At 70.9% G+C, this 25,916-nt stretch carries 21 protein-coding genes, 1 tRNA gene, 1 pseudogene and 1 riboswitch; of the genes and pseudogenes, 14 read left to right on the top strand and 9 right to left on the bottom strand.

Annotated elements, in window-relative coordinates; translation table 11 throughout:
- The first annotated feature begins 286 nt into the window (after positions 1–286).
- The 3 genes from metG (at position 287) to yvcK (ending at position 4,615) form a co-directional block, all read left to right on the top strand.
- Positions 287–2,299, top strand: coding sequence for a methionine--tRNA ligase (gene metG, locus EXW95_RS05725; protein WP_174366655.1), 2,013 nt, complete (start codon positions 287–289; stop codon positions 2,297–2,299).
- A gap of 119 nt (positions 2,300–2,418) precedes the next feature.
- Positions 2,419–3,258, top strand: a complete 840-nt coding sequence (gene rapZ / locus EXW95_RS05720) for an RNase adapter RapZ (RefSeq protein WP_174366654.1) — start codon at positions 2,419–2,421, stop codon at positions 3,256–3,258.
- Positions 3,251–4,615, top strand: coding sequence for a uridine diphosphate-N-acetylglucosamine-binding protein YvcK (gene yvcK, locus EXW95_RS05715; protein ID WP_371809931.1), 1,365 nt, complete (start codon positions 3,251–3,253; stop codon positions 4,613–4,615). Before rapZ ends, yvcK begins: the two co-directional genes overlap by 8 nt.
- Positions 4,616–4,830: 215 nt before the next feature.
- On the opposite strand, the gene EXW95_RS05710 is transcribed toward yvcK, so the two are convergent.
- The gene (locus tag EXW95_RS05710; RefSeq protein ID WP_371809930.1) at positions 4,831–5,439 is read right to left on the bottom strand and encodes a hypothetical protein; all 609 of its coding nucleotides are present in this window, start codon (positions 5,437–5,439) and stop codon (positions 4,831–4,833) included.
- 162 nt (positions 5,440–5,601) lie between these two features.
- On the opposite strand from EXW95_RS05710, the gene EXW95_RS05705 reads away from it, so the two are divergent.
- The gene (locus tag EXW95_RS05705; RefSeq protein ID WP_174366652.1) at positions 5,602–6,975 is read left to right on the top strand and encodes an alpha/beta hydrolase; all 1,374 of its coding nucleotides are present in this window, start codon (positions 5,602–5,604) and stop codon (positions 6,973–6,975) included.
- 215 nt (positions 6,976–7,190) lie between these two features.
- Here EXW95_RS05705 and EXW95_RS05700 read toward each other — a convergent pair whose 3' ends face one another.
- The 4 genes and pseudogenes from EXW95_RS05700 to EXW95_RS05685 all read right to left on the bottom strand — a co-directional run bounded on the left by EXW95_RS05700 (position 7,191) and on the right by EXW95_RS05685 (position 11,809).
- A complete protein-coding gene (locus EXW95_RS05700) occupies positions 7,191–7,763 on the bottom strand; it encodes a thiamine diphosphokinase (protein WP_174366651.1) in 573 nt (190 codons plus the stop codon).
- Positions 7,764–7,829: 66 nt separating this feature from the next.
- Positions 7,830–8,817 (bottom strand): annotated as a pseudogene (locus EXW95_RS05695) (ABC transporter ATP-binding protein).
- A 1-nt stretch (position 8,818) separates the two neighbouring features.
- Positions 8,819–10,366, bottom strand: coding sequence for an iron ABC transporter permease (locus EXW95_RS05690; RefSeq protein WP_174366650.1), 1,548 nt, complete (start codon positions 10,364–10,366; stop codon positions 8,819–8,821).
- 393 nt (positions 10,367–10,759) lie between these two features.
- The gene (locus tag EXW95_RS05685) at positions 10,760–11,809 is read right to left on the bottom strand and encodes a thiamine ABC transporter substrate-binding protein (RefSeq protein ID WP_174366649.1); all 1,050 of its coding nucleotides are present in this window, start codon (positions 11,807–11,809) and stop codon (positions 10,760–10,762) included.
- 51 nt (positions 11,810–11,860) lie between these two features.
- Positions 11,861–11,960, bottom strand: a riboswitch (TPP riboswitch).
- A 152-nt stretch (positions 11,961–12,112) separates the two neighbouring features.
- Between EXW95_RS05685 and EXW95_RS05680 the strand changes: the two genes are divergently transcribed.
- The 3 genes from EXW95_RS05680 to EXW95_RS05670 all read left to right on the top strand — a co-directional run bounded on the left by EXW95_RS05680 (position 12,113) and on the right by EXW95_RS05670 (position 16,629).
- Positions 12,113–14,125, top strand: a complete 2,013-nt coding sequence (locus EXW95_RS05680) for an elongation factor G (protein WP_174366648.1) — start codon at positions 12,113–12,115, stop codon at positions 14,123–14,125.
- Positions 14,126–14,188: 63 nt separating this feature from the next.
- Positions 14,189–14,551, top strand: coding sequence for a hypothetical protein (locus tag EXW95_RS05675; protein WP_174366647.1), 363 nt, complete (start codon positions 14,189–14,191; stop codon positions 14,549–14,551).
- Complete coding sequence (locus tag EXW95_RS05670; protein ID WP_174366646.1) at positions 14,548–16,629, top strand: hypothetical protein; 2,082 nt, start codon at positions 14,548–14,550, stop codon at positions 16,627–16,629. Before EXW95_RS05675 ends, EXW95_RS05670 begins: the two co-directional genes overlap by 4 nt.
- 4 nt (positions 16,630–16,633) lie before the next feature.
- On the opposite strand, the gene EXW95_RS05665 is transcribed toward EXW95_RS05670, so the two are convergent.
- Positions 16,634–17,302 carry a hypothetical protein gene (locus EXW95_RS05665; RefSeq protein ID WP_174366645.1) on the bottom strand — a complete coding sequence of 223 codons (669 nt, stop codon included), beginning with the start codon at positions 17,300–17,302 and terminating at the stop codon, positions 16,634–16,636.
- A 71-nt stretch (positions 17,303–17,373) separates the two neighbouring features.
- Between EXW95_RS05665 and EXW95_RS05660 the strand changes: the two genes are divergently transcribed.
- The 4 genes from EXW95_RS05660 to EXW95_RS05645 all read left to right on the top strand — a co-directional run bounded on the left by EXW95_RS05660 (position 17,374) and on the right by EXW95_RS05645 (position 20,829).
- Positions 17,374–18,390 carry a low specificity L-threonine aldolase gene (locus EXW95_RS05660; RefSeq protein ID WP_174366644.1) on the top strand — a complete coding sequence of 339 codons (1,017 nt, stop codon included), beginning with the start codon at positions 17,374–17,376 and terminating at the stop codon, positions 18,388–18,390.
- Between the two features lie 160 nt (positions 18,391–18,550).
- Positions 18,551–19,513, top strand: a complete 963-nt coding sequence (locus tag EXW95_RS05655; RefSeq protein WP_174366643.1) for a CPBP family intramembrane glutamic endopeptidase — start codon at positions 18,551–18,553, stop codon at positions 19,511–19,513.
- Positions 19,510–19,914, top strand: coding sequence for a YkvA family protein (locus EXW95_RS05650; protein ID WP_174366642.1), 405 nt, complete (start codon positions 19,510–19,512; stop codon positions 19,912–19,914). Before EXW95_RS05655 ends, EXW95_RS05650 begins: the two co-directional genes overlap by 4 nt.
- Positions 19,915–20,127: 213 nt before the next feature.
- Complete coding sequence (locus EXW95_RS05645) at positions 20,128–20,829, top strand: hypothetical protein (RefSeq protein ID WP_174366641.1); 702 nt, start codon at positions 20,128–20,130, stop codon at positions 20,827–20,829.
- A gap of 49 nt (positions 20,830–20,878) precedes the next feature.
- On the opposite strand, the gene EXW95_RS05640 is transcribed toward EXW95_RS05645, so the two are convergent.
- Both EXW95_RS05640 and EXW95_RS05635 read right to left on the bottom strand, forming a co-directional pair.
- Entirely contained in the window at positions 20,879–21,382 is a 504-nt protein-coding gene (locus EXW95_RS05640; RefSeq protein ID WP_174366640.1) for a DUF456 family protein, read from the bottom strand.
- A gap of 96 nt (positions 21,383–21,478) precedes the next feature.
- Positions 21,479–21,555 (bottom strand) — tRNA-Met (locus EXW95_RS05635).
- Positions 21,556–21,704: 149 nt separating this feature from the next.
- Here EXW95_RS05635 and fni point away from each other — a divergent pair.
- The 3 genes from fni (at position 21,705) to EXW95_RS05620 (ending at position 24,615) form a co-directional block, all read left to right on the top strand.
- Entirely contained in the window at positions 21,705–22,715 is a 1,011-nt protein-coding gene (gene fni / locus EXW95_RS05630) for a type 2 isopentenyl-diphosphate Delta-isomerase (protein ID WP_174366639.1), read from the top strand.
- An 80-nt stretch (positions 22,716–22,795) separates the two neighbouring features.
- The gene (locus EXW95_RS05625; RefSeq protein WP_174366638.1) at positions 22,796–23,710 is read left to right on the top strand and encodes an NAD(P)-dependent oxidoreductase; all 915 of its coding nucleotides are present in this window, start codon (positions 22,796–22,798) and stop codon (positions 23,708–23,710) included.
- A complete protein-coding gene (locus EXW95_RS05620; RefSeq protein ID WP_174366637.1) occupies positions 23,707–24,615 on the top strand; it encodes an MJ1477/TM1410 family putative glycoside hydrolase in 909 nt (302 codons plus the stop codon). The genes EXW95_RS05625 and EXW95_RS05620 overlap by 4 nt, the downstream gene beginning before the upstream one ends.
- 182 nt (positions 24,616–24,797) lie before the next feature.
- On the opposite strand, the gene ychF is transcribed toward EXW95_RS05620, so the two are convergent.
- Complete coding sequence (ychF, locus tag EXW95_RS05615; protein WP_174366636.1) at positions 24,798–25,895, bottom strand: redox-regulated ATPase YchF; 1,098 nt, start codon at positions 25,893–25,895, stop codon at positions 24,798–24,800.
- Positions 25,896–25,916: the final 21 nt, after the last annotated feature.

The following is a 25,916-nucleotide window of genomic DNA, read 5'->3' as shown; positions in this document are numbered from 1 at the left end:
TCGGGGGCGCGGGGTGTCTGCGCGCGTGCTGTCTGTGTGCCTGGGCTCGGCTGCGCCAGACAGCGGATGGTCGCTGCGCGGGACGGACGGTACACTGGGCGGCATGACGGCCCGCCCGATGATGCGAATGTCCCCCCGGCGCTGAGGAACGAGCAGCGACCGCGCGGGGCGTTTCCGATCAGGCCGGGACGCCCCGCCCGCCATTTCACGCCCCCGCCCGCAGCCCGTATCCTGAACAGGTTGCCCCCGGCGCGGCCCACCGCGCTGCGGGGAAGGAAGGACGCCCATGAGCCAAGACCCGTTTTTCATCACGACCGCCATCGACTACGCCAACGGCGCGCCCCACATCGGGCACGTCTACGAGAAGATCCTCACCGACGCCATCGCCCGCTACCAGCGCCTCGCCGGGCGGGACGTGTTCTTCCTGACCGGCACGGACGAGCACGGCGAGAAGATCGCCAAGGCTGCCGCGAAGGCCGGTCAGACCCCGCAGGTGTTCGTGGACGACCTCGCCACGCGCGCCTTCAAGGGCCTGTGGGACCGCCTGGAAATCAGCTACGACGACTTCGTCCGCACCACCGAGGGGCGCCACAAGCGTTTCGTGCAGGACGTCCTGCAGCGCGTGTACGACGCCGGGGACATCTACTTCGACGAGTACGAGGGCCTGTACTCGGTCGGCGCCGAGCGCTACGTCACCGAGAAGGAACTCGTCGAGGGGCCTGACGGCGTGCGCCGCTACCCCGGTGACAAGGACCCTCCCGAACTGCGCCGCGAGGCGAACTACTTCTTCCGCATGGAGAAGTACCAGGCGTGGCTGCTGGAGCACATCCAGGCGAACCCGGACTTCATCCAGCCCGCCGGGTACCGCAACGAGGTCATCGAGATGCTGCGTGAACCCATCGGGCCGCTGAGCATCTCCCGGCCCAAGAGCCGCGTCCCGTGGGGCATCGAGCTGCCCTGGGACCCGGACCACGTCACGTACGTGTGGTTCGACGCGCTGCTGAACTACGTCTCCGCCCCCGTCAGCAAGGGTGCCAGGCCCGACGTGATCGGCACCGCGTGGCACGTGATCGGCAAGGACATCCTCAAGCCGCACGCGGTGTTCTGGCCGACCATGCTCAAGGCCGCCGGGCTGCCCCCCTACCGCCGCCTCGTGGTGCACAGCCACATCCTCGCGGAGGACGGCCGCAAGATGGGCAAGAGCCTCGGGAACGCCATCGACCCCGAAGCGCTCGTGGGCGCGTACCCGGTCGACGCGATCCGCTACACCCTGCTGCGCGAGGCGACCCTGAGCGCCGACAGCCCCTACGGCGAGGGCATCCTGGTGAACCGCCTGAACAGCGACCTCGCCAACGACCTGGGCAACCTGCTGTCGCGCACCGTCAGCATGATCCAGAAGTACCGCGCGGGCGTCATTCCCGCCGCCGCCGAACCCAGCGACCGTGACCGCGAGATCGAATCGGCGGCGCTGGCCCTGCCCGGACAGATCCTGGGCCTGGTGGACGACCTGAAGATCAACATGGCGATCGAGGCCGCCATGAACTTCGTGCGTGACCTGAACCGCTACATCGCCGAGAGTGCCCCGTGGACCCTCGCCAAGAGCGAGGAGACGCAGCGCCGCCTGGACACCGTGCTGTACACCGCCGCCGAGGGCCTGCGCGTCGCCAGCGTCGCCCTGGAAGCCGTGATTCCCGTCAAGGCCCGCGAACTGCGCGCCCAGCTTGGCCTCGGCGGGCACACGTACGCCCTGCAGGCCGCGTGGGGCCTCACGCCCGCCGGGACGCGCGTGCAGGGCGGCGCGATCCTCTTCCCGAAACCCGAACCGAAAGACACCCCCACCCCCGCCGCGCCCATTCCGAAGCCCGGCAAGAAAGAGAAAACCATGACCCAGACTGCCCCCGAACCCGCTGCTCCTGAAACCACCGCCCCCGCCACGCCCGCCGCTGCCCCTGCCGCCCCCGAAGCCACGGAGACGCTGATCAGCATCGACGAGTTCGCCCGCATCGACCTGCGCGTCGCGCAAGTCATCGCCGCCGAGGCCGTCGCGAAGGCCGACAAGCTCCTGAAACTCACCGTGAAACTCGGTGAGGAGGAACGCATCGTCGTCAGCGGCATCCGCAAGTGGTTCGAACCCGAAGCGCTCGTTGGCCGCAAGGTCATCCTGGTCGCCAACCTGAAACCCGCCAAGCTGCGCGGCATTCAGTCGCAGGGCATGATCCTCGCCGCCGAGGACGACCAGGGCAACCTGGACCTCGTGGGCCTGGGTCTGGACCTACCCAGCGGCACCAAGGTCCGCTGACCCGGCACTGACCCGGACTGACCCCGCACCGCCGCCCGCGCCCCACGCGCCGGGCGGCGTTCACGTTGCATGACGGTCCCGTCACGGGCTGCCCCGCAGGCGCGGGCTACACTGCACCCATGCCGTTTGTCGTCGTATCCGGTCTGTCCGGCAGTGGAAAAAGCACCGCCCTGCGAACCCTGGAGGACGCCGGGTTCTTCATCACGGACAACCTCCCGCCCGAACTGTGGGGCGCGATGCATGACCTCGTGCACGCCCGCGGCCTGACCCGCGTGGCCATCAGCACCGACGTCCGCACCCGCGACTTCATGGGCGCGCTGGAGGACAGCTACGTGCGCCTCTCACGCCGCCGCGAGGACCTGCGCGTCCTGTTCCTCGAAGCGAACGACGACGTGCTGCTCAAACGCTACAACTTCACCCGCCGCGAACACCCGCTGGGCGAGAACCTGATGTTCGACTTCGCGCGGGAACGCGAACTGCTCGCCCCGCTGCGCTCCATCGCGGACACCGTGATCGACACGACCGCCCTGAGCGCCAAGGACCTCGCCGCGCAGGTCCTGCGGGTCTACCGGCTGGAACACGACTTCCACCTGCGCCTGATGTCCTTCGGGTTCAAGCACGCCCCGCCCCGCGACGCGGACCTCGTGCTGGACGTGCGCAGCCTGCCCAACCCGTACTACGATCCGGAACTGCGCCCCCGCACCGGCCTGGACCCCGAGGTCGCCGCGTACGCCTTCCAGGGCGAGGCCAGCGAGCAGTTCTACGCCGACCTGCGCGACTTCGTGCGGGTCGCCGCCGAACGCGCCCGCACCACGGGCCGCCACGGGTACACCGTCGCGATCGGCTGCACCGGCGGGCAGCACCGCAGCGTCGCCGTCGCCCACCGTCTCTCGCAGGACCTCGCGGACCTGAACGTGGACATCATGGATCACCGCGACATGAAAGAACCCCATGAGTGACCCGCCACTCCCGCACCGCGCCCCACCGGAAACCCGCCGCCGCGAACTGCTCGCACGTGGACAGCTGGCCGGACGGCGCGCCCGCATGTGGATGTCCCCCGGCCTGGGCGTCAAACGCTGGCTGGCGCTGTTCGTCATCTGCACCCTGATCGGCGCGGTCGGCGTGCTGCACTTCACCTGGACCGGCCCGCTGCACTTCACCGCCACCCGCTGGATCCTCTGGGTGAACGCCCTGATCCGCCCCGAGGTCATGCCGCTGTACGTGGGCGGCATCGTCCTGATGACCCTGGCCCTGCTGGGTGCCCTGCTGAGCATCGTCATGCTCAACCGCTCGGTCCTCAGCGGCACCGGCACCGCCCCCGAACAGGCCGTGGACCTCATGTACCAGAACCGCCACCTGTCCCGCGGGCCGCGCATCGTGACCCTGGGCGGCGGAACCGGCATGTCCAACCTCCTGACCGGCCTGCGCGTCCACACCGGGAACACCACCGCCATCGTCACCGTCGCCGACGACGGCGGCAGCAGCGGGCGACTGCGGCAGTCGCTGGACATGATCGCCCCCGGCGACCTGACCGACTGCTACGCCGCCCTGAGCGACAGTCCCGTCATGACCCGCCTGCTCCTGCACCGCTTCACGCGCGGAGACGGCCTGGAAGGCCACACCTTCGGGAACCTGATGCTCGCCACCCTGAGCGAACAGGAAGGCAGCCTCAGCGACGCCATGCTCGACATCCACGAGGTGCTGCGCATCCGCGGCCGCGTGTACCCCGCCGCCACCCAGCCCCCCACCCTGGTCGCCCACCTGAAAGACGGCCGTACCGTGCGCGGCGAGAGCCAGTTCGCTGGTCACGTCACGCCGTCCCGTATCGACCACGTGACCCTGGACCCACCCGACCTGCCCGCCCTGCCCGAGGTCGTGCAGGCCATCCGGGACGCCGACCAGATCGTCCTGGGCCCCGGCAGCCTGTACACCAGCATCATTCCCGCGCTGCTCGTACCCGCCGTCGCGCAGGCCCTGCGGCAGAGTCCCGCCCCGCTGATCTACGTGGCGAGCCTGATGACCGAACCCGGCGAGACCGACGACCTGACCCTCGAAGGGCACGTGCAGGCCATCGCCCACCACCTGGGCCGCACGCCCGACTGCGTGCTGGTGAACAACGCCGTTCCGCCCCGTGACGTGATCGCCCGCTACGCCGCCGAGGGCGCCCACCTGCTGAGCCTCAACGGCGCCAGCCGCGACCTGCGCGGCCGCAGCGTGATCCTGCCCCTGCTGCACCCCGGCCAGGCCCGCCACGACCCGGCCGCCCTGGCCCAGGCGCTGCTGTACGCCGCGCCCCGCCGCGACCAGACCGTCTGAATGTCGCAACTGGAAGCGGGCGCCCCGTGCGGAGGGCGCCCGCTTCCTGCTGTTGCCGTTATACGGGATTCAAGTGATTCCAAAACATTCGGAGTCGCCCAGTGGCCCCCTCACCCTTCCGTCGCTTCGCTCCTCCCTCCCTCTCCCACATCCCACAGGGGGAGAGGGGACAACGGAAGGCAATCACGTTGGAAGCAAGTCAATTTCATCCCGTATTACAGGCCCAGCAGGCCCAGCGCGACCGTGTCGGTCAGTTCCCGCTGGAAGGGCTGCACGAGCGCCCGTTCCTGCGCGGTGCCGGTCTGCACGTCGCGGTTCAGGTCCGGCACCTGCCCGTTCTGCAGGGACTGCGCCGCCTGCGAGAAGTCGATGCTGGGCACGCCCAGCGCCCGGTTCACGCCCGCACGGACCGCCGCGTAGCGCTCGGCGCTCATGTTCTCGCGGTTCAGGGCGGCCACCTGCGCCTGCCGGGCCGCGCCGACACTGCCGCCCACCTCGCGCAGCACCGTCATCATCTGGAACAGGTTCGGGTTCTGCCCGTTCTGGATGTCCGTCCACACCTGCTGCACGCCCGTGAACGACGAACCCATCGCCTGCCGCACGTCACGGCGCACCCGCACGAACTTCTGCACGTCTGCCTTCGTCAGGGCCGCGTTCACGTTCCCGGTCGGGGCGGGCGGCGTGACCGTCCCCCCACCCTGAGTCTGCCCACCCTGCGCCGGTCCACTCTGGGTCTGCGCGGTGGGCGTCTGCCAGTCCGCCAGGAACGCCCGCGCGGGCTGAATCACCAGGAACCACGCCAGGCCGCCCAGCAGCGCTAGCACCAGCAGCGTGCCGCCACCGCAGCCCAGACACCCGCACCCCCATCCTCTGCCACTTGATCTCATGTCAGCTCTGTACGCGGGCGGCGCGCCAGGAGTTCCCGGGGCTATAGTCAGGGCAGACCATTACAGCTCAGCCCGGCGCGCCCGCGCCCAAGGAGTCCCATGAAGCGTTCCGTGACCGCCAGTCTGCTTGCTGCCCTCGCCCTGTCCGCCTGCACCCCGGCGTCCGTGCCGTCCCCCACCACCGCCCGCGCGCACGACACCCGCACCTTCAAGGCCGTGACGCCCACCTTCACCGCCCTGCCCGGTGCGAGCATCTACCAGGGCGTCAGGCCCGGCCTGCACGGTGACGCCGCGTACGCCATCGAGGTGCCCGACACCTGGAACGGTCAGCTGATCATGTACGCCCACGGGTACGCCGGTGACGGCCCCGACCTGAAAGTCCAGGCGCCCGCCCTGCGCGCCTACTGGCTGAGCCTCGGGTACGCCTGGGCGGCCAGTTCCTACAGCGCCAACTACTACGACGTGCAGGCCGGCGTGGAGGACACCAACGCCCTGGCCAACGCCTTCAGCACCCTGACCGGCCGGGCGAAACCCACCAAGACGCTGATCATGGGCGTCAGCATGGGCGGGCACGTCGCGGGCGCCGCCGTCGAGAAGGAAACCGCGCAGGCCGCGAAGAACAGGACCACCTACGCCGCCGCCATGCCCGTCTGCGGCGTGATGGACGAGGAGTACGAATTCCAGTGGCTCGGCGACTACACCCTGGCCGCCGCGCAGCTCGCCGGACTGGGACCCAAGACCTTCCCGCAGGGCACCGACACGTACCGGGCGCTGCTGCCCGACATCATCGGCGCGCTGTTCAGCAGCGCCACCGACCCCGTCTGGCAGGAAAACGCCACCCAGGGCGCCAAACTCCGCGAGATCGCCCGCAACCTGACCGGCGGCCCCCGACCCGTGTTCGACCTGGCCTTCCGCCTCGGGTACTGGCAGAAAGCGGTCCTCGGTACCGGCGGCGCTGACGGGACCATCACCGGCATCCTGCCGCGCAACATCTACGGCAACGCGGGCACCACCTACCGCTGGACGACCGGCGCGACCCCCACCCCCGCCGAGATGGCCTTCAACGCGGGCATCCTGCGCGTCACGCCCGCCGCTGACCCCAACCCCGCCCTGAGCGGCAAGGTGCGCTACCTGCCCCGCGTGAACGGCGAGATCAGCGTGCCCGTCCTGACCCTGCACACCACCGGGGACTTCTACGTGCCCTTCAAGCACCAGCAGCTGTACCGCGCCGCCGTGAACGCCGCCGGGAACGGCGACCGCCTCGTGCAGCGCGCCATCCGCGCCGCCGGACACTGCGAATTCACCGGCCCGGAACTCGTCGAGGGCTTTAACGACCTCGTGAAATGGGAGGCGGGCGGCGCGAAACCCGCCGGGGACGACGTCGCCACCCCCGCCGTGCTGGCCGACCCCAACTACGGCTGCGCCTTCACCCGCAGCACCCGCCCCGGCGTGGACGCCTGCCCCGCGAACTGACAGCGGTGTTCAGAGGTGTTGAGGGATTTGCTCAATGCCTCTGAACCGAGCAGAGCGAGAAGCCGTCAACATCAGCGGTTGGAAGTGGAGTTGAAGGGCGTGCCGTTGGCCCTTCAATGGAACTGGAAACCGCTGTGAGGGGAGAAGGTTGTGGGCTGTAGGCAGTAGGGAGTGGGAAGAGAGGGGGCATTCCGTGCCGGAGTGCCCCCCTCTCGTCACTCGGGCAGGGTGGGGAGCACCGTCAGCAGCGCGCGGCCCTCGCGCAGCGAGGCGGTCACGGTCCCGCCCGGCGTCTCGTTGCTGACCGTCCAGCCGCTCCCCAGCGGGATATTGGCGTTGTCCAGCGGCCAGCGCACCCCGCCCAGGCTCAGGCCCCGCAGGTCGGTCACGGCCAGCACACTCAGCGTCGCGCCGCGCGGCACCTCCAGCGACAGGGGAGAGGCAGGCGTCAGCGGCCAGCCCCACTCGTCCCCGCTCGTCAGGGTCACGCGCAGGCCCTCCAGCTCCGTCAGGCGCAGGGACAGCAGCGCCAGCGCCAGCGTGTGATCGAAGCGCCCGCCGAACGCGCCCAGCAGCACCAGTTCCGTCGCGCCCCGCTCGCGCGCCACCCGGATCGCCAGTTCCGCATCCGTCTCGTCCTTCGCCGCCGGATGCACCTCACGCGGGGCGTCCACGAACACGCCCGCCGACGAGTCGAAATCCCCCACCCACACGTCCACCCGCACGCCGAGGCCCCACATGCCCAGCAGCGCCGCGTGCCGCGCCCCACCATCCGCCGCGACCACCACGTCCGGGCGGGCAGCGCCGCCAGTAGCGGCGAATCCACCAGCCGACCCCCACCAGCACCCACGCGATCACGCCCGGTCCTCCGGCAGGCGCCGCACACCCGACTCGTCCACGCTCAGACGCAGGTGGTCCCCGTCCAGCGCCGCCGCCTCCCGCGCACTCAGGGTCAGGGACAGCGGCCCCCACGCGTGCGCGACCGTCACCTGCACGCCTCCCTCCACTGGCTGCCGCGCCGTCACCGGCCAACGGTCACCCACACCGGGTCGCAGCGCCTCTTCCGGCACGAACCGCACCCAGCCCGGCCCGTCCGGCAGGAGGTTCGACTCGCCCAGGAACGCCGCCACCCACGCCGTCGCGGGCCGCGCGAACACCTCCTCGGTGGCCCCCACCTGCACCAGCTCACCCGCCCGCATGACCGCCACGCGGGCAGAGAGCGCCCGCGCCTCCCGCTGATCATGCGTCACCAGCAGCACCCCCGCCCCCCACCCGCGCGAACAGGGACCGCAACCCCGCGCGCAACTCCGCGCGCAGCCGCTCATCCAGGTTCGACATCGGCTCATCCAGCAGCAGCAGTCCCGCCCCTGTCGCCAGCGCCCGCGCCAGCGCCACCCGCTGCGCCTGCCCCCCCGACAACTGCGCCGGACGCCGCGCCTCCAGCCCCGGCAGATCCACCAGCGCCAGCGCCTCGCGCGCCCGCGCCTCCGCTGCCGCGCGCCCCGCGCCCCGCACCCGCGGCCCGTACGCCACGTTCCCCAGCACACTCAGATGCGGAAACAACGCGTAATCCTGAAACACCAACCCCACCCCACGCGCCTCCGGCGGCAGGCCCGTCACATCCCGCCCCGCCACCACCACCGACCCCGCATCCGGCCGCTCCAGACCCGCCACCACCCGCAGCACCGTACTCTTCCCGCACCCGCTCGGGCCCAGCAGCGCCACCGTCTCACCCGCCGCCACGTCCAGCGACACACCCCGCACCGCCGCCACCCCACCAAACGATTTCTGGATGTCACGCAGCGACAGGGCAGGGGGAAGGTCGGTCACGCGGGACAGCATCTCACGTCACCTCGCCCTCGCCGCCGTCCAGCAGCGTGAAGGCCAGCGTGGCGAGGATGAGCAGCGCGGTCGCCAGTGCGCAGGCCTCGCCGAGGTTGCGTTCGCCGGGGCGGCCCAGCCGTTCGTACAGGCCGGTGCTGAGGGTCGCCCACTCGGGCCGCGTGAGGACCAGCGTCGCGCCGAACTCGCCCAGCACGGTCGCCAGGGCCAGCGCCCCGCCGCCCCGCAGCGCCGGGAAGGCCAGCGGCACCGTGACGGACCGGAATGCCGCGCCGCGCGTGGCGCCCAGTGAACGCGCCGCCTCGAACAGCTTGGGTGGAATGGCGCGCAACGCGGGCAGCAGCGAACGCACCACCAGCGGCCACGCCAGTAGCGTGTACGCCGCGATCAGCATCGGCAGTGTCGCGGCCAGCACCGGGTACGCCAGCAGGTACCCGACCGCGAGGCTGACCGGTGAGACCATCAGCGGCATCAGCGACACCAGGTCCAGCGCCCGCGACCCGGCCCGCCACGCGCCCAGCGCGTACAGGCCGCCCAGCAGCGTGGCGCCCGCCAGGGCCATCAGCCCGAAGCGCAGCGTGTTCCACACCAGCAGTGGTGTGTCCGGGTCCGCCAGCACGCCCTGCCAGTACGCCAGCGTGAACCCCGACGAGCCCAGCACGCCCCGCACCACCACCGCGACCAGCGGCGCGAAGCACACGAGCGTCACCACGCCACCCAGCCCCAGCAGCGCGGCCCGCGCCCCGCCCCGCGCGCGCGGCAGGCTACCCAGCGGCACGCCCACCCCACCCCGCGACAGCGCCACGTAAGCCCACGTCGCCAGCAGCGTGAACCCCAGCTGGCCCATGATCAACGCACTCGCCTCCGACAGACGCAGTTGCAGCGCCGTCAGGGTGTAGATCTCCACCTCCAGCGTCGCGAACCGTTCCCCGCCCAGCGCCAGCGGAAGGCCGAAACTCAACGCCGAGTACAGGAACACCAGCACCACCCCCGCCAGCACCCCCGGCAACGCTAGAGGCAACGCCACGCCCAGCGCCGCCCGCCACCAGGGCGCCCCCAGCGACCGCGCCGCGCCCACCACGTTCCCCGGCACCCGCGCGAACCCCGCGTAACTCAGACGCACCAGCACCGGCACGTTGAAGAACAGGTTCCCCAGCACCAGCAGCACCGGCGTGTCACTCAGGTCCACCCCCGACAGGCGCGTCACCCACCCCTGCGGCCCCAGCAGCGCACTCAGCCCCAGCACCGCCACCAGCGTCGGCGTCACGAACGGCAGCAGCAGCAGGCGCAGGAACAACCCCTTCCCACGCACCTCGAACCGCGACAGCAGAAACGCCAGCGGCACCCCGATCAGCGCCGCCACGCCCGCCGTCACGCCCGCCTGCGTCAGCGTCCACGCCAGGCGACCCTGGAAGTACGGGTCACGCCACACATCCAGGGTCACGCCACCCTCGCGCAGCGTTCTGGCCAGGGGGAGGACGAGGCAGAGTGCCACGAAGATCAGGCCTGGCAGGGCGAGGAGCCAGCCCTGGAGTTTCGTGCTGTTCATTGGAGGGCGCCTGCGGCGGGCTGCCCCACCCCCCAGCCCCCATCCCCAGGGGGGACGGGGGAGCAGTCGCTGCGCTCGGCAAGAGATTCTTTCGGTGCGGCGTATCTGGAATGGGCGGTGACGTGTCCGGCCTCGACGCCATCCTTCGCAACCGCCGAAGGCCCGCGCGCTTCGCGCACGACGGCTCGTGGGCCATGACGGTAGAGGGGCAGGAAGGCTTGGTGCATGTCAGCGGGGTCTACTTTTTCAGCTTTGGCAACAGCATGTCTGTAGGCTCCCCTCTAAGGGGAGCTGTCAGCGCAGCTGACTGAGGGGTCCTGCGCAGCAGCCGTGTGTCCTTCCGCTGCGAAGCAGCCTGTGTTCCCACTGCCCACTTCCCACTCCCCACAACCCTCACCTCGCGCGGAGCACCTGCGTCACCCACGCGTCCACGAGGCGCTGGGGGTTGGCGGCGATCTCGGCTTTCACGGTGGTGGGCTGGGGTTCCTGCGCGAAGGTGAACACGGGGTTCAGGGGGGTGCCTTTCACGGCGGGGTAGATCCACATGCGGGTGGGGATGTCGCTCTGGACGGGGGCGCTCAGCATGAAGTCCACGAATTTCCGGGCGAGGGCGGCCTGCTTGGTGCCTTTCAGGATGCCGACGCCTTCGAGCTGGGTGTAGGTGCTGCCGGGCAGGAAGAGGTTCCCGGTGGGGGACTGGGCGGGGAGTTTGGTGGGGTTGAAGCCGTCGGCGTAGAAGACTTCGGCGGCGGGGCTGCTGGCGTAACTCAGGACGATGGGGTACTTGCCGCCGTTGCGGGTGAAGTCCTTGTAGTAGGCGTCGCTCCAGCCGCGCGTGACTTTCATGCCCCCCTGCCGGGCGGCGCGCCACCACTGCCACGCGCCGGTTTCGCCGTAGTGGTTGACGGTGGCGAGGAGGAACGCGAGGCCGGGGCTGCTCGTGGCGGGGCTCTGCACGACGGTCAGTTTGGCGTAGGTGGGGGTTTTCAGGTCGTCGAGGCTTTTGGGCAGCGGGACGCTGTTTTTCTCGAACCACGCGCGGTCGTAGTTCAGGGCGACGAAGCCGTAGTCGACGGTGTTCAGCAGGCCGTCTTCGCTCAGGTGGTACGCGGCGGGCACGCGGGAGAGCAGGGGGCTCTTGTACGGCTGGAGGATGCCCGCCTGTCGGGCGCGGGGCAGCAGGCTGTTGTCCAGGCCGTACACGACGTCGGCGATGGGGGCGCGGCGGGTGAGGATCAGGCGGTTCAGGAGTTCCCCGGCGTCGCCACCCTTGATGAAGCGCACCTTGGCCCTGTTCTGCGTTTCGAACGCGGCGATGAGTTTCTTGTCCACGTCGAAGGAGTCGTGCGTGATGACCGTCAGGGTGGTCGGTGCTGCGGTGGTCTGGGCGCTGGCGGCGCTGGCAATGGCAAGTGCGGCAAGTACAGTCAGGTTGGTACGCATTAGAAAGTCCCCTCGCGTCACGAGGGGAAGCGGTGGGCCTGCGCCACGGGTGTGGGCGGCCGGTCACGCTCCCTCCGCCGGAATGACCCGGATCAGGTTCCTGGGGTAAGTCTCAGCCCGCCGCTTTCGGCAGGCACCCCCGGTGACGCACGCACGAGGATAGCGCACGCGGGCAACCGGGGCGCAGGTGGAGGGCTGACCGGGTGTACACTGGCGGCACCACAATTTCTGTTGTCCGCGTGCGTTCGCCGGTCGCTGCCGCCCGTCCCGAGGGGATGTTCGGGAAAGGAATGGTGATCTTTCGTGCCTCACCGCATCGTGAGTCTGGCCGCGCACAGCGGCACCGGGAAGACGACACTGGCCGAGGCCCTGCTGCACCGCAGCGGGGTCATTTCGCGCATGGGCCGCGTGGAGGACGGCACGACCCGCAGCGACCACACGGACGCCGAGAAGGCGCACGGCTTCTCGATCCAGACCGGGGTGCTGCGCCTGACCCACGAGGGCACGGACGTGACGGTGCTGGACACGCCGGGCTTCGCGGACTTCGTGCGGGAGATCCGGGGCGGGATTCGCGCGGCGGACAGCGTGCTGGTGCTCGTCAGCGCGGTGGGCGGCGTGGAGGTCGGCACCGAGCGCGCCTGGGCGACCGCCGACCGCTTCGGCATGCCGCGCGTGGTGGTGGTGAACAGGATGGACCGGGACCGGGCGGACTTCTTCACGGTGCTCGCGGACGTGCGGGCCAGCCTGAAGGGGCCGGTCGCGGCGGCGTTCCTGCCGGTGGGGGAGGGGCCGGACTTCCGGGGCGTGGTGAACGTCCTGACGGGCGAGGTCAGCCCCCCGCAGGACCTCCCGCCCGCCCTGAGCGGCGCGCTGCGCGAGGCGCGGGACGCGCTGCTGGACGCCATCGTCGAGACGGACGACGACCTGATGGGCCGCTACCTGGAGGGCGAACCCATCGGGGACGACGAGCTGGAGGCGGCGTACCTGCGGGCCGTCCACGCGGGCACCCTCTACCCGGTGCTGCCCGTCAGTGCCCTCAGCGGTGTGGGCCTGGACGCGCTGCTGCACCTGATGGTCACGGGGCTGCGCAGCGCCCGCGAACGCGGCCCGCTGACCGGCGTGGACGGCCAGACCCGCGAGCCCACCCCGGACGCCCCGCTGAGCGCGCGGGTGTGGCGGGTGTCCATCGACCCGTTCGTGGGCAAGGTCGCGTACATCCGCGTCTGGAGCGGCACGCTGCGGCCCGGCGACACGCTGCGCAACACCTCGCAGGACCTGGACGTGCGCCCCATGCACCTGTACGTCCCGAACGGCAAGGACCTCACCGAGGTGCCCGAACTGCCCGCCGGGAGCATCGGCGTCCTGACGAAACTCCCGGACCTGCACGCCGGGGACACCCTCGCCGACCCCGCCCGGCCCATCACGTACGACCCGCTGTGGCTGCCCGAACCGGTCCACACCGTCGCCATTCACCCCGCCACCCGCCAGGACGAGGACAAACTCGGCGCGGCCCTCGCGAAGCTGCGTGAGGAGGACCCTACCCTGCACTACGCCCGCGAACCCCAGACGGGCGAGCAGCTGCTGTCCGGCATGGGCGACATGCACCTGGGCATCGCCGTGGAGAAGCTGGCCGCGCAGGGCGTCACCGTGACCACCACCCCGCCCCGCATCCCCTACCGCGAGACCATCCACGCCCCCGCCGAGGCGCAGGGCAAACACCGGAAACAGAGCGGCGGGCACGGCCAGTACGGTGACTGCAGAGTCCGCATCGAACCCGGCCCAGGCTTCGCGTTCCGGTCTGCCGTCGTCGGCGGCGCCATCCCCGGCAAGTACATCCCCAGCATCGAGAAGGGCGTGCAGGACGCCATGCAGCGCGGCGCACTCGCCGGGTACCCCATGCAGGACGTCCACGTCACCGTGCTGGACGGCAGCTACCACGACGTGGACAGCAGCGATATCGCCTTCCGCACCGCCGGAAGCCTCGCCCTGAAAAACGCCGTGGCGAACGCCCGCCCCGGCCTGCTGGAACCCGTCATGCAGCTGCGCGTCCGCGCCCCCGCCTCGTTCACCGGGGACCTGATCAGCGACCTCCAGACCCGCCGCGCCCGCGTGCAGGGCATGGACCCCGAAGGGACCGTCATCACCGTCACCGCCCTCGTCCCCCAGGCGGAACTCCAGACGTACAGCGCCGACCTGCGCTCCCTGACCGGCGACCGCGGCGCGTTCAGCGTCAAACCCCACGGGTACCAGCCCGTCCCTGACCACCTCGCCAGGAAGATCATCGAGGCGCGGCAGGGGGAACTGGCCGGAGCGTGAACCGGGCCGCGTGAACCGGGCAGGTCGTCGCGCGGCCCCCACCCCACCCGCGTACCCTGGGGCATGGCGCACCCGTACCACCACGCGATCAGTTCCAGCCGACAGTTCGGCGGGACGCCCGACGAGTACCTGCCCATCCACAACTGGTTCGACCAGACCAAGGCCCACCTGCCGGACGTCCGCCACCGCGCCGTCCTGCACTCCAGCCTGGGCATCTTCCTGTGCGAACAGGTCTTCGGCACCACCCTGACCCTCAGCACCGGCAAGAAGGTCCCCGTGCGATTGATCGGCGAGCAGCACGTCCGCGAGGACATGGGCGGCGAGATTCCCACCGTGCAGGACTGGCTGGGCGACCTGCCCCTGCGCCCCTGGATGGCCCGCGGCGCCGCCCGCCTGAGCGAAAGCGAACAGGAGGAAGGCCCGTGAGCGTCTTCCCGCAGGGCTTCACCCGCCGCCTGCAGCGCGCCGGAGTGGCCCGCGTGCAGTTCACGTACCACTGGCACAGCGACGAGAGGCAGTTTGAACTGGAGGTGCTCGGCGAGGACGGACAGGCGCTGACCCTGCCGCCGGAACTGGAAGAGGGGATCCGGGAAGCCGTGTGGAACGAAGCCGTGTGGAACGCAGACTTGAGCACGTTCGGCACCTACCTGTGGGACCTCGCCAGCGGAGACGTGGTGCCGTTCGGGCAGCTGACCTACCTGACGGGGAACAGTCTGGGCGGCACCTACGAGGTGACCTTCACTGGCAACCCGGAGGAAGTCCTGGCAGCCCGCAGCACCCCCGACCCGACCCGGTCACAGGTGAACGCCTGGGTGACCTCACCCGACCCGCAGATCCGCGCGGCGGTCGCCGGGAACCGGTCCGTGCCGGACGACTGGGTCACGCCGCTGCACGGGGACCTGGACCCGTCCGTCTCCTGGACCATGCGCGACCGACCGGGCCGCACCCTGCCACTGTCGAAACAGGAGATGGAGGCCGGGAACCCCGCCACCCTGCCCCGCGTGCTGGACACCCTGGCCCGCAGCGAGTGGGCGCAGGTCCGCCGCGCGGTCGCCGCGAACCCCAGCACGCCCGGCCGCACCCTGACCGACCTCGCCGGGGACCCCGAATGGCGCGTCCGCCTCGCGGTCCTCAACAACCCGTCGGCGGCTGAGGACGTGCGCTCGGCGCTGCTGACGCTCTTCAGGGGGGCAGACGTGACGCTGCGCCGCATGGCAGCCCGAGCGGAATCCGTCCCCCTGGACCTGCTGAGCACGTACGCCACCGACCCGGACCCGAGCGTCCGCGCCGCCGTCATGGGCCGCGAGGACCTGCTAGGCGACCTGCTGAACCACCTGAAAGACGACCCACATTCGCTGGTGAAGGAAGCCTACGATCTCCGGGAGGACGAGACGAAAGAGGACCCCTTCGATCCGTCCTGGCCGCCCGAGGAGCAGTGGCGCGTCGCCCGGGCCGCCGGTGGTGGCCTTGAACTTCGCCATGACCTTGACTCGTTGGCGCAGGCGCCCAACCTGCTGCCGGACGTCCGCGACGTACTCCGGACACTTCCTGGAGCGATTTCCTCTCTGCTGCGCCGGGACGACCTGAGGGACGATGAACTGATGGACATGCTCGGCAACGGCCCCCTGCCGGTCTGGGCGCTGCCCCGGCGACCACTGCCCCCGGAGTTCCTGCGGACGTTGTGGGCGCAGCTGGGCGCGGACGAGCAGGGGCAGCAATCACTGGCGGGACGTCCGGACCTGCCGCCCGACGTGCGGGACGCCCTCCTGAATTCAGGCGGTGTGGCCGTGCGGGGAGCCATGGCCGTGGGAGCTCCGCTGGACGAACCCCTGGCCCGCCGCCTCGCGTCCGACCCGGTGGACTGGGTGGCGGAGACGCTGCTGCGCAACCGGACGCTGCCCCCCGTAGTGGCCCGCGAGGTGCTCGCCCGCCTGGGACCGGACGTGCTCAACCCGTACTTCCACACGCGGGAGCCGCTGCCGCCTGACCTGCTGGGCGTGTACGCCGAGGTCGCCACCGGGAACGTCCTAGTGAACCTCGCCGCCAATCCGACTACACCGTCCCTGCCGATCATCGAGCAGTTGCGGGCGTCAGGGCCGGATGGGATTCGGCCCCTGCTGACCGACCCGACCACGCCCCCAGAGATGCTGGCGCGACTGGTGGGGACCGCGCACGACCTCCTGCTCGTGCAGCACCCGAACTTCACGGCGGATCACCTGCGCGCCCTGATCACGCAGGGAATCCACTCGTTTCGATTCTGGAAAAGGGGTCACGGCGAGGAACACCAGCGGATCACGGAGTTGCTTCACGCCATGCTGGACTCCCCGTTCATGACCCCGGACCTGTGGGACCAGTTGATCTCAGTCCGGGCCATGAATTGGGAGTTGCGACAAGCCGTCGCCTCCCGCACGGATCTGCCGGAGTTCATCGCTCGCCGCCTTAAGGAAGACCCCGTCCAGGCCGTCGCGGACGCGGTGCGGCGGGACCTCTGGCCGGACCTGTAGAGGTTCAGGGTCCCATGCCTGGGAATGTCTCCCGGATCACCTGTCCGTTCCGGAAGGTGGTGACCTGATCGCCGTATGGGACTCCGCCGATGACCGTCCAGGTGGTCGCGCGCAGCAGGGTCTCCACGTCGGTCAGGGGTTCTTCGGGCGGGCCGCGCAGCCACAGGAGGTGCGTGGCGCTCAGGCCGACGCTGGAGGCGCGGGGCTGGCTGCTGAGGCGCTGCATGGCACCGGGCGGGGGCGTGAAGCTCAGCGTGCGGTTCAGGTGAGCCTCGTCCACGAAAGCGACACGGAACGTCGTGCAGGACTTCACCTCCAGTCCCTGCCACCAGCGGGGGAGAGGCCCGTTCCCGCTGCTGCCTGAGACGGGTTCTACCGGTCCCTGTGGTTCGAGTGTGAGGATGATGGCCTGCGGCGTTCTCTGCTCGCGGACGTGTCCTTTCACGCCGATTTCAACCTCGCGCGGGCCGGTCTGCTCGACCTGCGTGACCCGGACCGGGGTGGTGAGTGGAATGAAGAACTCGGTGGTACTGCTCCCCCGGACGCAGCGCAGCGGGCCGCCGCCGTACACCCAGGCGTCCCGCCCGGCCAGCCGCGCCAGTTCCGGCGGGAGGGTGTCAGCCGGGGCGTGACAGGCGACCAGCAGGGGCAGGAGGGGTAGCCAGGGACGCATCCTCCAGGCATACCACCTCGTGTCCCGGGGCGCGTCCCACTTTGGGTGCGGCGCGGCGTAGCATCCGGGGCATGACTGCGTCCCGCCCGATTGCCGATCTGCGTTCCGATACCGTCACGACCCCCACGCCTGCCATGCGCGAGGCGATGGCGCAGGCGCCGGTGGGGGATGACGTGTACGGCGAGGACCCGACCGTGAACGAGTTGCAGGCGGAGGTGGCGCGCCTGACCGGGCACGAGGCGGGGCTGTTCATGCCGTCGGGGACGATGACGAATCAGGTGGCGATCGCGCTGCACACGCGCCGGGGCGAGGAGGTCATCTGCGCGGAGGGGTCGCACATCTACGAGTGGGAACTGGGCATGATGGCGACGTTCAGCGGCGTGGTGCCGCGTTTCGTGCCCGCGCCGCTGGGTGTGCCCGCCCCGGAGGACGTGCGCGCCGCGATCCGGCGCAGCATCCACCAGTCGCCGAGCGGGTTGATCAGTCTGGAGAACACGCATAACAAGGCGGGTGGGACGGTGATCCCGCTGGACGTGCTGGCGGGGATTCGCGCGGTGGCGACCGAGGAGGGGCTGCCGCTGCACCTGGACGGCGCGCGGGTGGTGAACGCGGCGGTGGCGTTGGGTGTGCCGCTGCGGGACGTGGCGGGGATGTTCGACACGGTCAGCGTGTGCCTCAGCAAGGGCCTGGGTGCGCCGGTGGGCAGCGTGCTCGTCGGCAGCGCGGCGGCCATGAAGGGGGCGCACCGCTACCGGAAGATGATGGGCGGCGGCATGCGGCAGGCGGGCGTGCTGGCTGCGGCGGCGCTGGTGGCCCTGCGCGAGGGTCCGGCCCGGCTGGCGGAGGATCACCGCCGCACCCGCGAACTGGCCCACGCCCTCGTGAACGCGGGCTTCGACGTGAACCTGAGCGCCGTGCAGACGAACATCATCTACGCCACCGTGCACGATGCAGCGGCGCATGCCACCCGCTGGAGCGAGCAGGGCGTCCTGTGCAACGCGCTCGGGCCGGACAGCGTCCGCTTCGTGCTGCACCATCAGGTGGACGACGAGGCCCTGGCGGGCGCGATCCGCGTCCTGACGGCTTAAGGGGCGCGGCAGGCGCAGCGTGCGGTGTGGGCTTGACACGGGAAGACGATTCGCGGACACGCTGTCCCCACTCCCCACTCCCCACTCCCCACTCCCCACTCCCCACCTCTCAACTTTCCGTTGACGCGCTGTGCGGGGTGGGCGCGGTAGGCTCGGGGGCATGACCGTTCCAGAGCCTACCGCGCCCAGTGTGCCGCCCGTTCCGCCTGCCGAGCCTGCCGGGGTGCGGGCGGTCAGTGGGAACCGCGCGGCGCTGACGCTGCTGCTGGTGCAGAACGTGGTGTCGGCGGTGCTGATGGGGGTGGGGGCGCCGCTGGGGCTGGCGCTGCTGGGGGCGTTCGCGGTGGTGGTGCTCGTGGCGTTCACGGCGTTCCGGGACACCATGACGGCGTTGCTGCGGGATTCGCGCTGGCGGACTCCGCCCGCATGGGGCGTGGCGCTGGCGGCGTTCGCGCTGGCGTTCCTGGCGTCGCGGGCGTTCGTGCTGGCGTTCGTGACGCTGGTGCCGTCGTCCGCGAACGCGGTGCCGCAGTTCCTGAGTCAGGGGGCGGACGTGTGGGTGCTGCTGCTCGCGGCGGGCCTCCTGATTCCCTTCGCGGAGGAGGTCGCATTCCGGGGTCTACTGATGCGCGGGCACGAGCGGGCGGCGGGGTTCACGGTCGCGGCGGTCACGAGTACGCTGGTGTTCTCGCTGGCGCACGGCGTTCCGGCCAGCGTGGTGGGCATCATTCCGCTGGCGTACGTGCTGGCGAGGGTCGTGCAGCACACCGGCAGCCTGTGGAACGGCGTGATCGTGCACGCGCTGAACAACACCATCGCGGTGGGGCTGGGCACGCTGCTCGCGGGTCGCCTCCCGTCCGACCCGGAGCGGGCGACCGAACTGCTGAAGAACGAGGCGTTGCGCCTGCCGGTCGCCGGGGGTGCGGCGCTGTTCGGGACGGTGGTCCTCGTCGTGCTGCACCTGTGGCTGACCCCGAAGGCGGACCCGCAGGAGCGCAGCGCGCCCGGCCCGTGGCTGAGCGGCGCGTTCGTAATCATGCTGCTGTTCGGCCTCAGTGCGGGGGCGCTGACCCTGCCGGGCGTGGCGCAGTGGGTCACGGACCTGCGCGGCGCGCTGCGATGACCGACCCGGCCCGTGCTGGCCTGTGGGCGCGGCTGCGGGCGTTCGCGCGGCACCTGAAGGCGGAACTGCTCGCCCTGAGCCTCGCGGCCCGCGACCCGCGCATGCCCTGGTACGCGCGGGCGTGGGCGCTGCTGGTCCTCGCGTACGCGCTGAGTCCCATCGACCTGATCCCGGACTTCATTCCGTTGCTGGGGCAGCTGGACGACCTGCTGCTCGTCCCGGCGGGGCTGTGGGTGGCGCTGCGCCTGATCCCGCCAGAGGTGCTTCAGGACGCGCGGCGCGAGGCGGCAGGCCACCCGCAGAAACTGGCCCGCAGCGCGGTCGGCGGGGCGCTGATTGTGCTGGTCTACGCTGCGCTGGTCGTGCTGGCGTGGGCGTGGTGGCGCGCCCGCAACGGCTGATAAGGGCTCCGGTTGAGAGGTTTGCAAAAACTTTCAACCCGAGCGGATGCGAGAAGGAGCAAAGCGGGTTCCGGGCGTGGAGTTGGCAACCCGGTGTGGTTCCGGGTTGTTAACGAAACAGACGGAATCCGTATGACAGGCGGAGGTTGACGGGTGGACCGGCAGGGCATCCGACTCCGGCACCCGCCCCGGTCAGCGGGTAGCATGCTCCGGATGGCCCGTTCCCGCCCGACTGCCCCTCCCGCCCCTGTTCCCGAGGCGCCGCTGCCCGCCTCGATCCTGGCCGGTCCGCGTCTGTTCGCCCGCGCGCTTGCGCCGACCGAGCCGCTCGCGTGGCGGTATCTGGGCGTGGTGGCGGTCGCGGCGGTGCTGTCCGGCGGGGCGTACGCGGCGCTGGTGCGCCCGGCGGTGAACCTCGCGGCCGAGGTGGCGGGCGGCGCGGCTCCGCTCGCGTCGCACGCGTTGAACGTGATCGGCGGGGCGTTCCTGTCAATGTTCACGTTCGGGTTGATGTGGGGACTGGGTCTGCTGGGCGCGGGTCGCGCGGGTCGCCCGGCGGAGGTGTTCGGCGCGACCTTCGCGCTGCTCCCGCCGCTGTACGTGCTGGTGATCGTCCTGAGCTTCCTGATCCCCGACGGGGCGTGGCGCCCGGCCGCGGACGCGCTGGCGGCGGTGGGCAAGGACCCGAACGCGGCGCAGCGACTGGGGCTGGCGGGCCTGAAGACGAGCTCGGCGGCGTTCCTGCTGCTGGTGGTCACGCTGGTGGCGCCGCTGGTGCAGTCCGGGCTGGCGTTCGTGGCGTTCCGGGAACTGACGGGCCGCGCGGGCCGCGCGGCGCTGGGCGCGCTGCTGCCGCTGCTGCCTGCGCTGACGGTGGGCTTCATCGCGCTGGCGCCCGTGCTGCTGGCCCGCTGAAGGAAAACCGCCCCGCAGTAACGCGGGGCGGGGAAGAGGTGGGATCAGGTCAGAACACGCTCTGAGCGGGGTCCCACAGCCGCCACAGTTCGTACAGGCCGATCAGGAGGTGCAGGACGACCTTCGCGGCGATCCCGGCGAGCAGGCCGATCAGGGTGCCCCAGGCGCTGCGCAGCGCGTCCATGGGCGCCTTGCGCACGATCAGCAGCTCGGCGGTCAGGGCGCCCAGCAGCGGCCCGACGATCAGGCCGAACGGAATGATCGGCAGGATGCCCACGATCCCGCCGATGATGGCGCCCCACACGGCCTGTTTGCTGCCGCCGTACTTGCGGGCGCCCCAGGCGGAGGCGACGTTGTCGATCATGCCGATCAGGACCGTGATGACCCCGAAGGTGATCAGGAACGGCAGGTCCGGCCAGGGCTGGAAGCCGTCGATCAGGGTGGCGGCGACACTGCCGATGAAGATGATGGCGGTGGCGGGCAGGGCGGGCACGAAGGTGCCGATCATGCCGATCACCCACGCGACGAGGAAGATCAGGAACGCGAGACTCACGCGTCTCAGTACGCCACACGCGGCGCGTTCGTTCCCGGGGCGGCCGTCCCGCGTGGGGGGCACAACAGAAGAAACCCCCACCGAAGTGGGGGTGTTTGGTTGCAGGGACAGGATTTGAACCTGCGACCTCCGGGTTATGAGCCCGACGAGCTACCAGACTGCTCTACCCTGCGTTACTCTGGTTCTTCTTTTCGCTCTTTCTTCGCGTTGCCGCGTTCAGTGCTCAGGAATAGTATCTCCCGTTTCGGGATCTGTCAACACCTGTGCGCTCGGCGTGCCGCGCGACAGTCCCGCACGCCGGGCGCCGGGTACGCTGGGCGGCGTGAGCACGCCCGAACCGTCCGCCATCCAGACCCGCAAACTGCGGCACATCGAGGCGTGCCTGCGGCCCGACAGTCAGTACGCGCGGCAGACGACCGGCCTGGAGGACGTGGCGTGGCCGTACCGGGCGCTGCCCGAGCGCAACCTGGAGGACGTGGACCTGCGCACCACCTTCCTGGGCCGCCCGCTGGCCGCGCCGGTCCTGATCGGCGCGATGACCGGCGGGGCCGAGGCGGCGGGGCGCATCAACCGTAACCTCGCCGTGGCGGCGCAGCGGCTGGGGATCGGCATGATGCTGGGCTCGCAGCGCGTGATGCTGGAACGCCCGGAGGCCGCCGCGTCCTTTCAGGTGCGGGACGTCGCGCCGGACATTCCCCTGGTCGGGAATCTGGGCGGCGCGCAGTTCCTGCTGGGCTACGGCCCGGAGGAGGCGCGGCGCGCGGTGCGGGAGGTCGGGGCGGACGCGCTGGCCATTCACGTCAATCCGCTACAGGAGGCGCTGCAGCCGGGCGGGGATACCCGCTGGGCGGGCCTGCGCGACCGGCTGGCCGAGCTGATCCCGGCGCTGGACTTCCCGGTGATCCTGAAGGAGGTCGGGCACGGGCTGGACGCCGCGTCGGCGGCGCTGGCGGCCCCGCTGGGCTTCGCGGCGCTGGACGTGGCGGGCGCGGGCGGCACGAGCTGGGCGCGCGTGGAGCAGCTCGTGCATCACGGGGAGGTCCGCACGCCGGACCTGTGCGACCTGGGTGTGCCGACCGCGCAGGCGCTGCGGGACGCGCGACTGGCCGCGCCGGGCGTGCCGCTGATCGCGTCGGGCGGCGTCCGCACCGGCCTGGACGCCGCGCGCGCCCTGTGCCTGGGCGCCGGGATGGTCGCGGTGGCCCGCCCGCTGCTGGAACCCGCCCTGCACAGCGCCGACGCCGCCGAAGCGTGGCTGGCGAATTTCATCCATGAGCTGCGGGTGGCGCTGTTCGTGGGCGGGTACGCGGGCGTGACCGAGCTGCGCTGCTGACGGTGGGATCAGCGGGCCGGGTAGGTGTATGATTTTTCACACCCCTGCCCGGCCCGCCTCTCCCAGTTCGGAGGTTGTGCATGACCGAATCCCCCACCCCCCGCACTGCCCTCCTGATCGGGGCGAGCGGCTTCCTGGGCCGTCACGTCGCGGCGCAGCTGCGCGCCGAGGGATGGACCGTCCATGTGGCGTCCGGCGCGGCGCTGACGGACGCCCCGGAGGCCACCTGGGATAGCCTGACGCGCGGCGCGCAGGCCATCGTGAACGCGGCGGGCCTCACTGCCGGCACGCTCCCGGACCTGACCCGCGCGAACGTGCTGCTCGTCGCGCAGGCGCTGGGGGCCGCCGCACGCGCCGGACTGCCCCTGGTACACCTGTCCTCCGCTGCCGAGTACGGCCGCACCCCGCACGGGCACGCCAGCCGCGAGGACGACCCCGCCCGGCCCCTCAGCCCCTACGGGGGCAGCAAACTGGCGGGCACCGCCCTGATCGAGGAGGCCACGCGGGCCGGGCGGGTGCAGGCGGCCGCGCTGCGCCTCACGAACCCGCTGGGCGCCGGGCTGGGCGAGGGAACCCTGCCGGGCCGCGCCGCCGCCACCCTGCGGGCCGCGCGGGCTGCCGGGCAGCGCAGCGTGCGCTTCGGGCCGCTGGGCGCGTACCGGGACTTCGTGGACGCCCGCGACGTCGCCCGCGCCGTCACCCACGCCCTGACGGTCCTCCCGCAGGGGGCGCTGGGCGGCGCCGTGAACGTCGGCAGCGGGGAGGCCCGGCCCGTGCGCGACATCGTGACCGGCCTCGCCGCGCAGCTCGACTACGACGGCGAGGTCCTGGAGGACGCCCCCGGCAGTCCCCGCAGCGGCGACGTGCCCTGGCAGCAGGCCAGCCTGGACCGCCTGCACGCCAGCGGCTTCCAGTTGCGCCATACCTTCACGGACGCCCTGAGCGCCCTGCTGAACCCGGACGCCCACCCGGCCCCGGGCACGGTCCCGGCATGACGCTCCCGGCGCACCTGTGGCCCGCGCTGCTCCTGCTGTCCGCCTGCGCCGCCCCGCCCACGCAGGCCGGACAGAACCCACCCGCAACCGGGACACCTGCCACGCCCGCCCCGATGCCGCTGACCGCCGCCCGCACCTGGGGCTACCAGCTGACCGGGTACGGCACCGACCGCCTGACGCGCGTGGCCGCCTCGGCGTTCGACGTGGTCGTCGTGGATACCCTGGACGACGACGCCCGCCCCTGGCCCGCCCCGGAGGTCGCGCAGGCCGCCCGCACGCACGTCCTGCTGGGCTACCTGAGCGTCGGCGCGGCCGAGGCGTACCGCCCGTACTGGCAGCCCGGCTGGCGCCCAGGCACCCCCGCGTGGCTCCTGGCGGAACAGCCCGACTGGCCCGGCAACTACGACGTGGCCTACTGGGACGCCGACTGGCAGGCGCTGACGCTGCGGGAACTGGACCGCGTGATCGACCAGGGCTTCCACGGCGCGTACCTGGACCTGATCGACGCCTACGAGGGGCACCCGGACCGGCCCGCCGCCCGCGCCGAGATGGTCGCGTGGGTGTGCCGCCTCGCCGCGCACGCCCGCGCCCGCCGCGCCGGGTTCCTGATCGTCCCGCAGAACGCCGCCGAACTCATCCGCGACCCCCGCTACGCCCCCTGCGTGGACGCCCTGGGCAGCGAGGAGACCTTCGTGTACGCCATGAACCAGCCCACCGAGGCCGCCCGCCGCGACACGCTGCTCGCCGACTACGCCCTGTGGAAGGCCGCCGGGAAACCCGTGTTCACCGTGGACTACGCCGACCAGCCCGACCTGACCACCCGCACGTACGCCCAGGCCCGCGCCCAGGGCCTCATCCCCTACGTCACCGTCCGCGAAGCCGACCGCCTCACCCCAGGACAATAGAAGGAGGGGACCGGAGGTTCGATCTCCGGCACCCCTCTACCCAGCCTGAAAGCGGATTCCGTCTGTTGCGTGGCCAGATCGGAACACCACCGATCTGCCCACTCCACGCCCGGAACCCGTTTTTCTTCCACTCGCTCCGCTCGGATTGAACGGCTTTGTCAGCCATTCAATCGGAGTTCGTATCACATGTTGTGCAGGACGTTCATGATGTCGCCGTCCTTCATGACGTACTCCTTGCCTTCGGTGCGCACCCAGCCCTTGCTCTTGGCGTTCGCCCAGCCGCCGGCCTCGACCATCTTGTCCCACTCGATGACCTCGGCGCGGATGAAGCCGCGTTCCAGGTCGCTGTGGATCTCACCGGCGGCCTCCGGGGCCTTCTCGCCGCGGCGGATCGTCCAGGCGCGCACTTCCTTCTCGCCGCTCGTGATGAACGTGATCAGGCCCAGCGTGTCGTACCCGACCGTGACCAGCTGGTCCAGGCCGCTTTCCTGCACGCCCAGTTCCTCCAGGAACGCGCGGGCTTCGTCCTCGGGCATCTCGGCCAGTTCACCCTCGATCTGCGCGCTGATCTTCACGACCTGCGCGCCCTCGGCGGCGGCGTACTCGCGGACCTTCTGCACGTACTCGTTGTCCTCGGTCAGGTTGTCCTCGCCGACGTTAGCGACGTAGATCACGGGTTTGGTCGTGATCAGCCCGAACTCCTTGGGGATGGGCGCGTCGTACGTCCCGGCGCGGGCGGGTTTGCCCTCGGACAGCACGGCGATGATCTGCTCGGCCAGTTCCGCCTGCTCTTTCGCGTCCTTGTCGTTCCCCTTGGCTTTCTTCTGGAGGTTCTGGAGGCGTTTTTCCAGGCCGCCCAGGTCCGCGAGGATCAGTTCGGTGTTGATCGTCTCGATATCGTCGATGGGGTCCACGCGGCCCGCGACGTGAATGACGTTCCCGTCCTCGAAGCAGCGGACGACGTGCGCGATGGCGTCCACCTCGCGGATGTTCGCCAGGAACTGGTTCCCCAGGCCCTCGCCCTTGCTCGCACCCTTCACGAGGCCCGCGATGTCCACGAACTCCACGAACGTCGGGATGATCGGCGGGACGCGCTCACCCTTCGTGAACACGCGGCTCAGCGCGGCGAGACGCTCGTCCGGGACAGTCACGCGACCCACGTTCGGTTCGATCGTGGCGAACGGGTAGTTCGCGGCGAGCGCCCCGGCGCGCGTGATGGCGTTGAACAGCGTGCTTTTGCCCACGTTGGGCAGACCGACGATACCAATAGCAAGACCCATACAGACTCCTTCCACGCGCCA

This window comes from Deinococcus sp. JMULE3, from assembly GCF_013337115.1.
GTDB lineage: Bacteria > Deinococcota > Deinococci > Deinococcales > Deinococcaceae > Deinococcus.
Note: the sequence above shows the minus strand (reverse complement) of the source record. Positions and strands in the feature narration are given on the sequence as shown.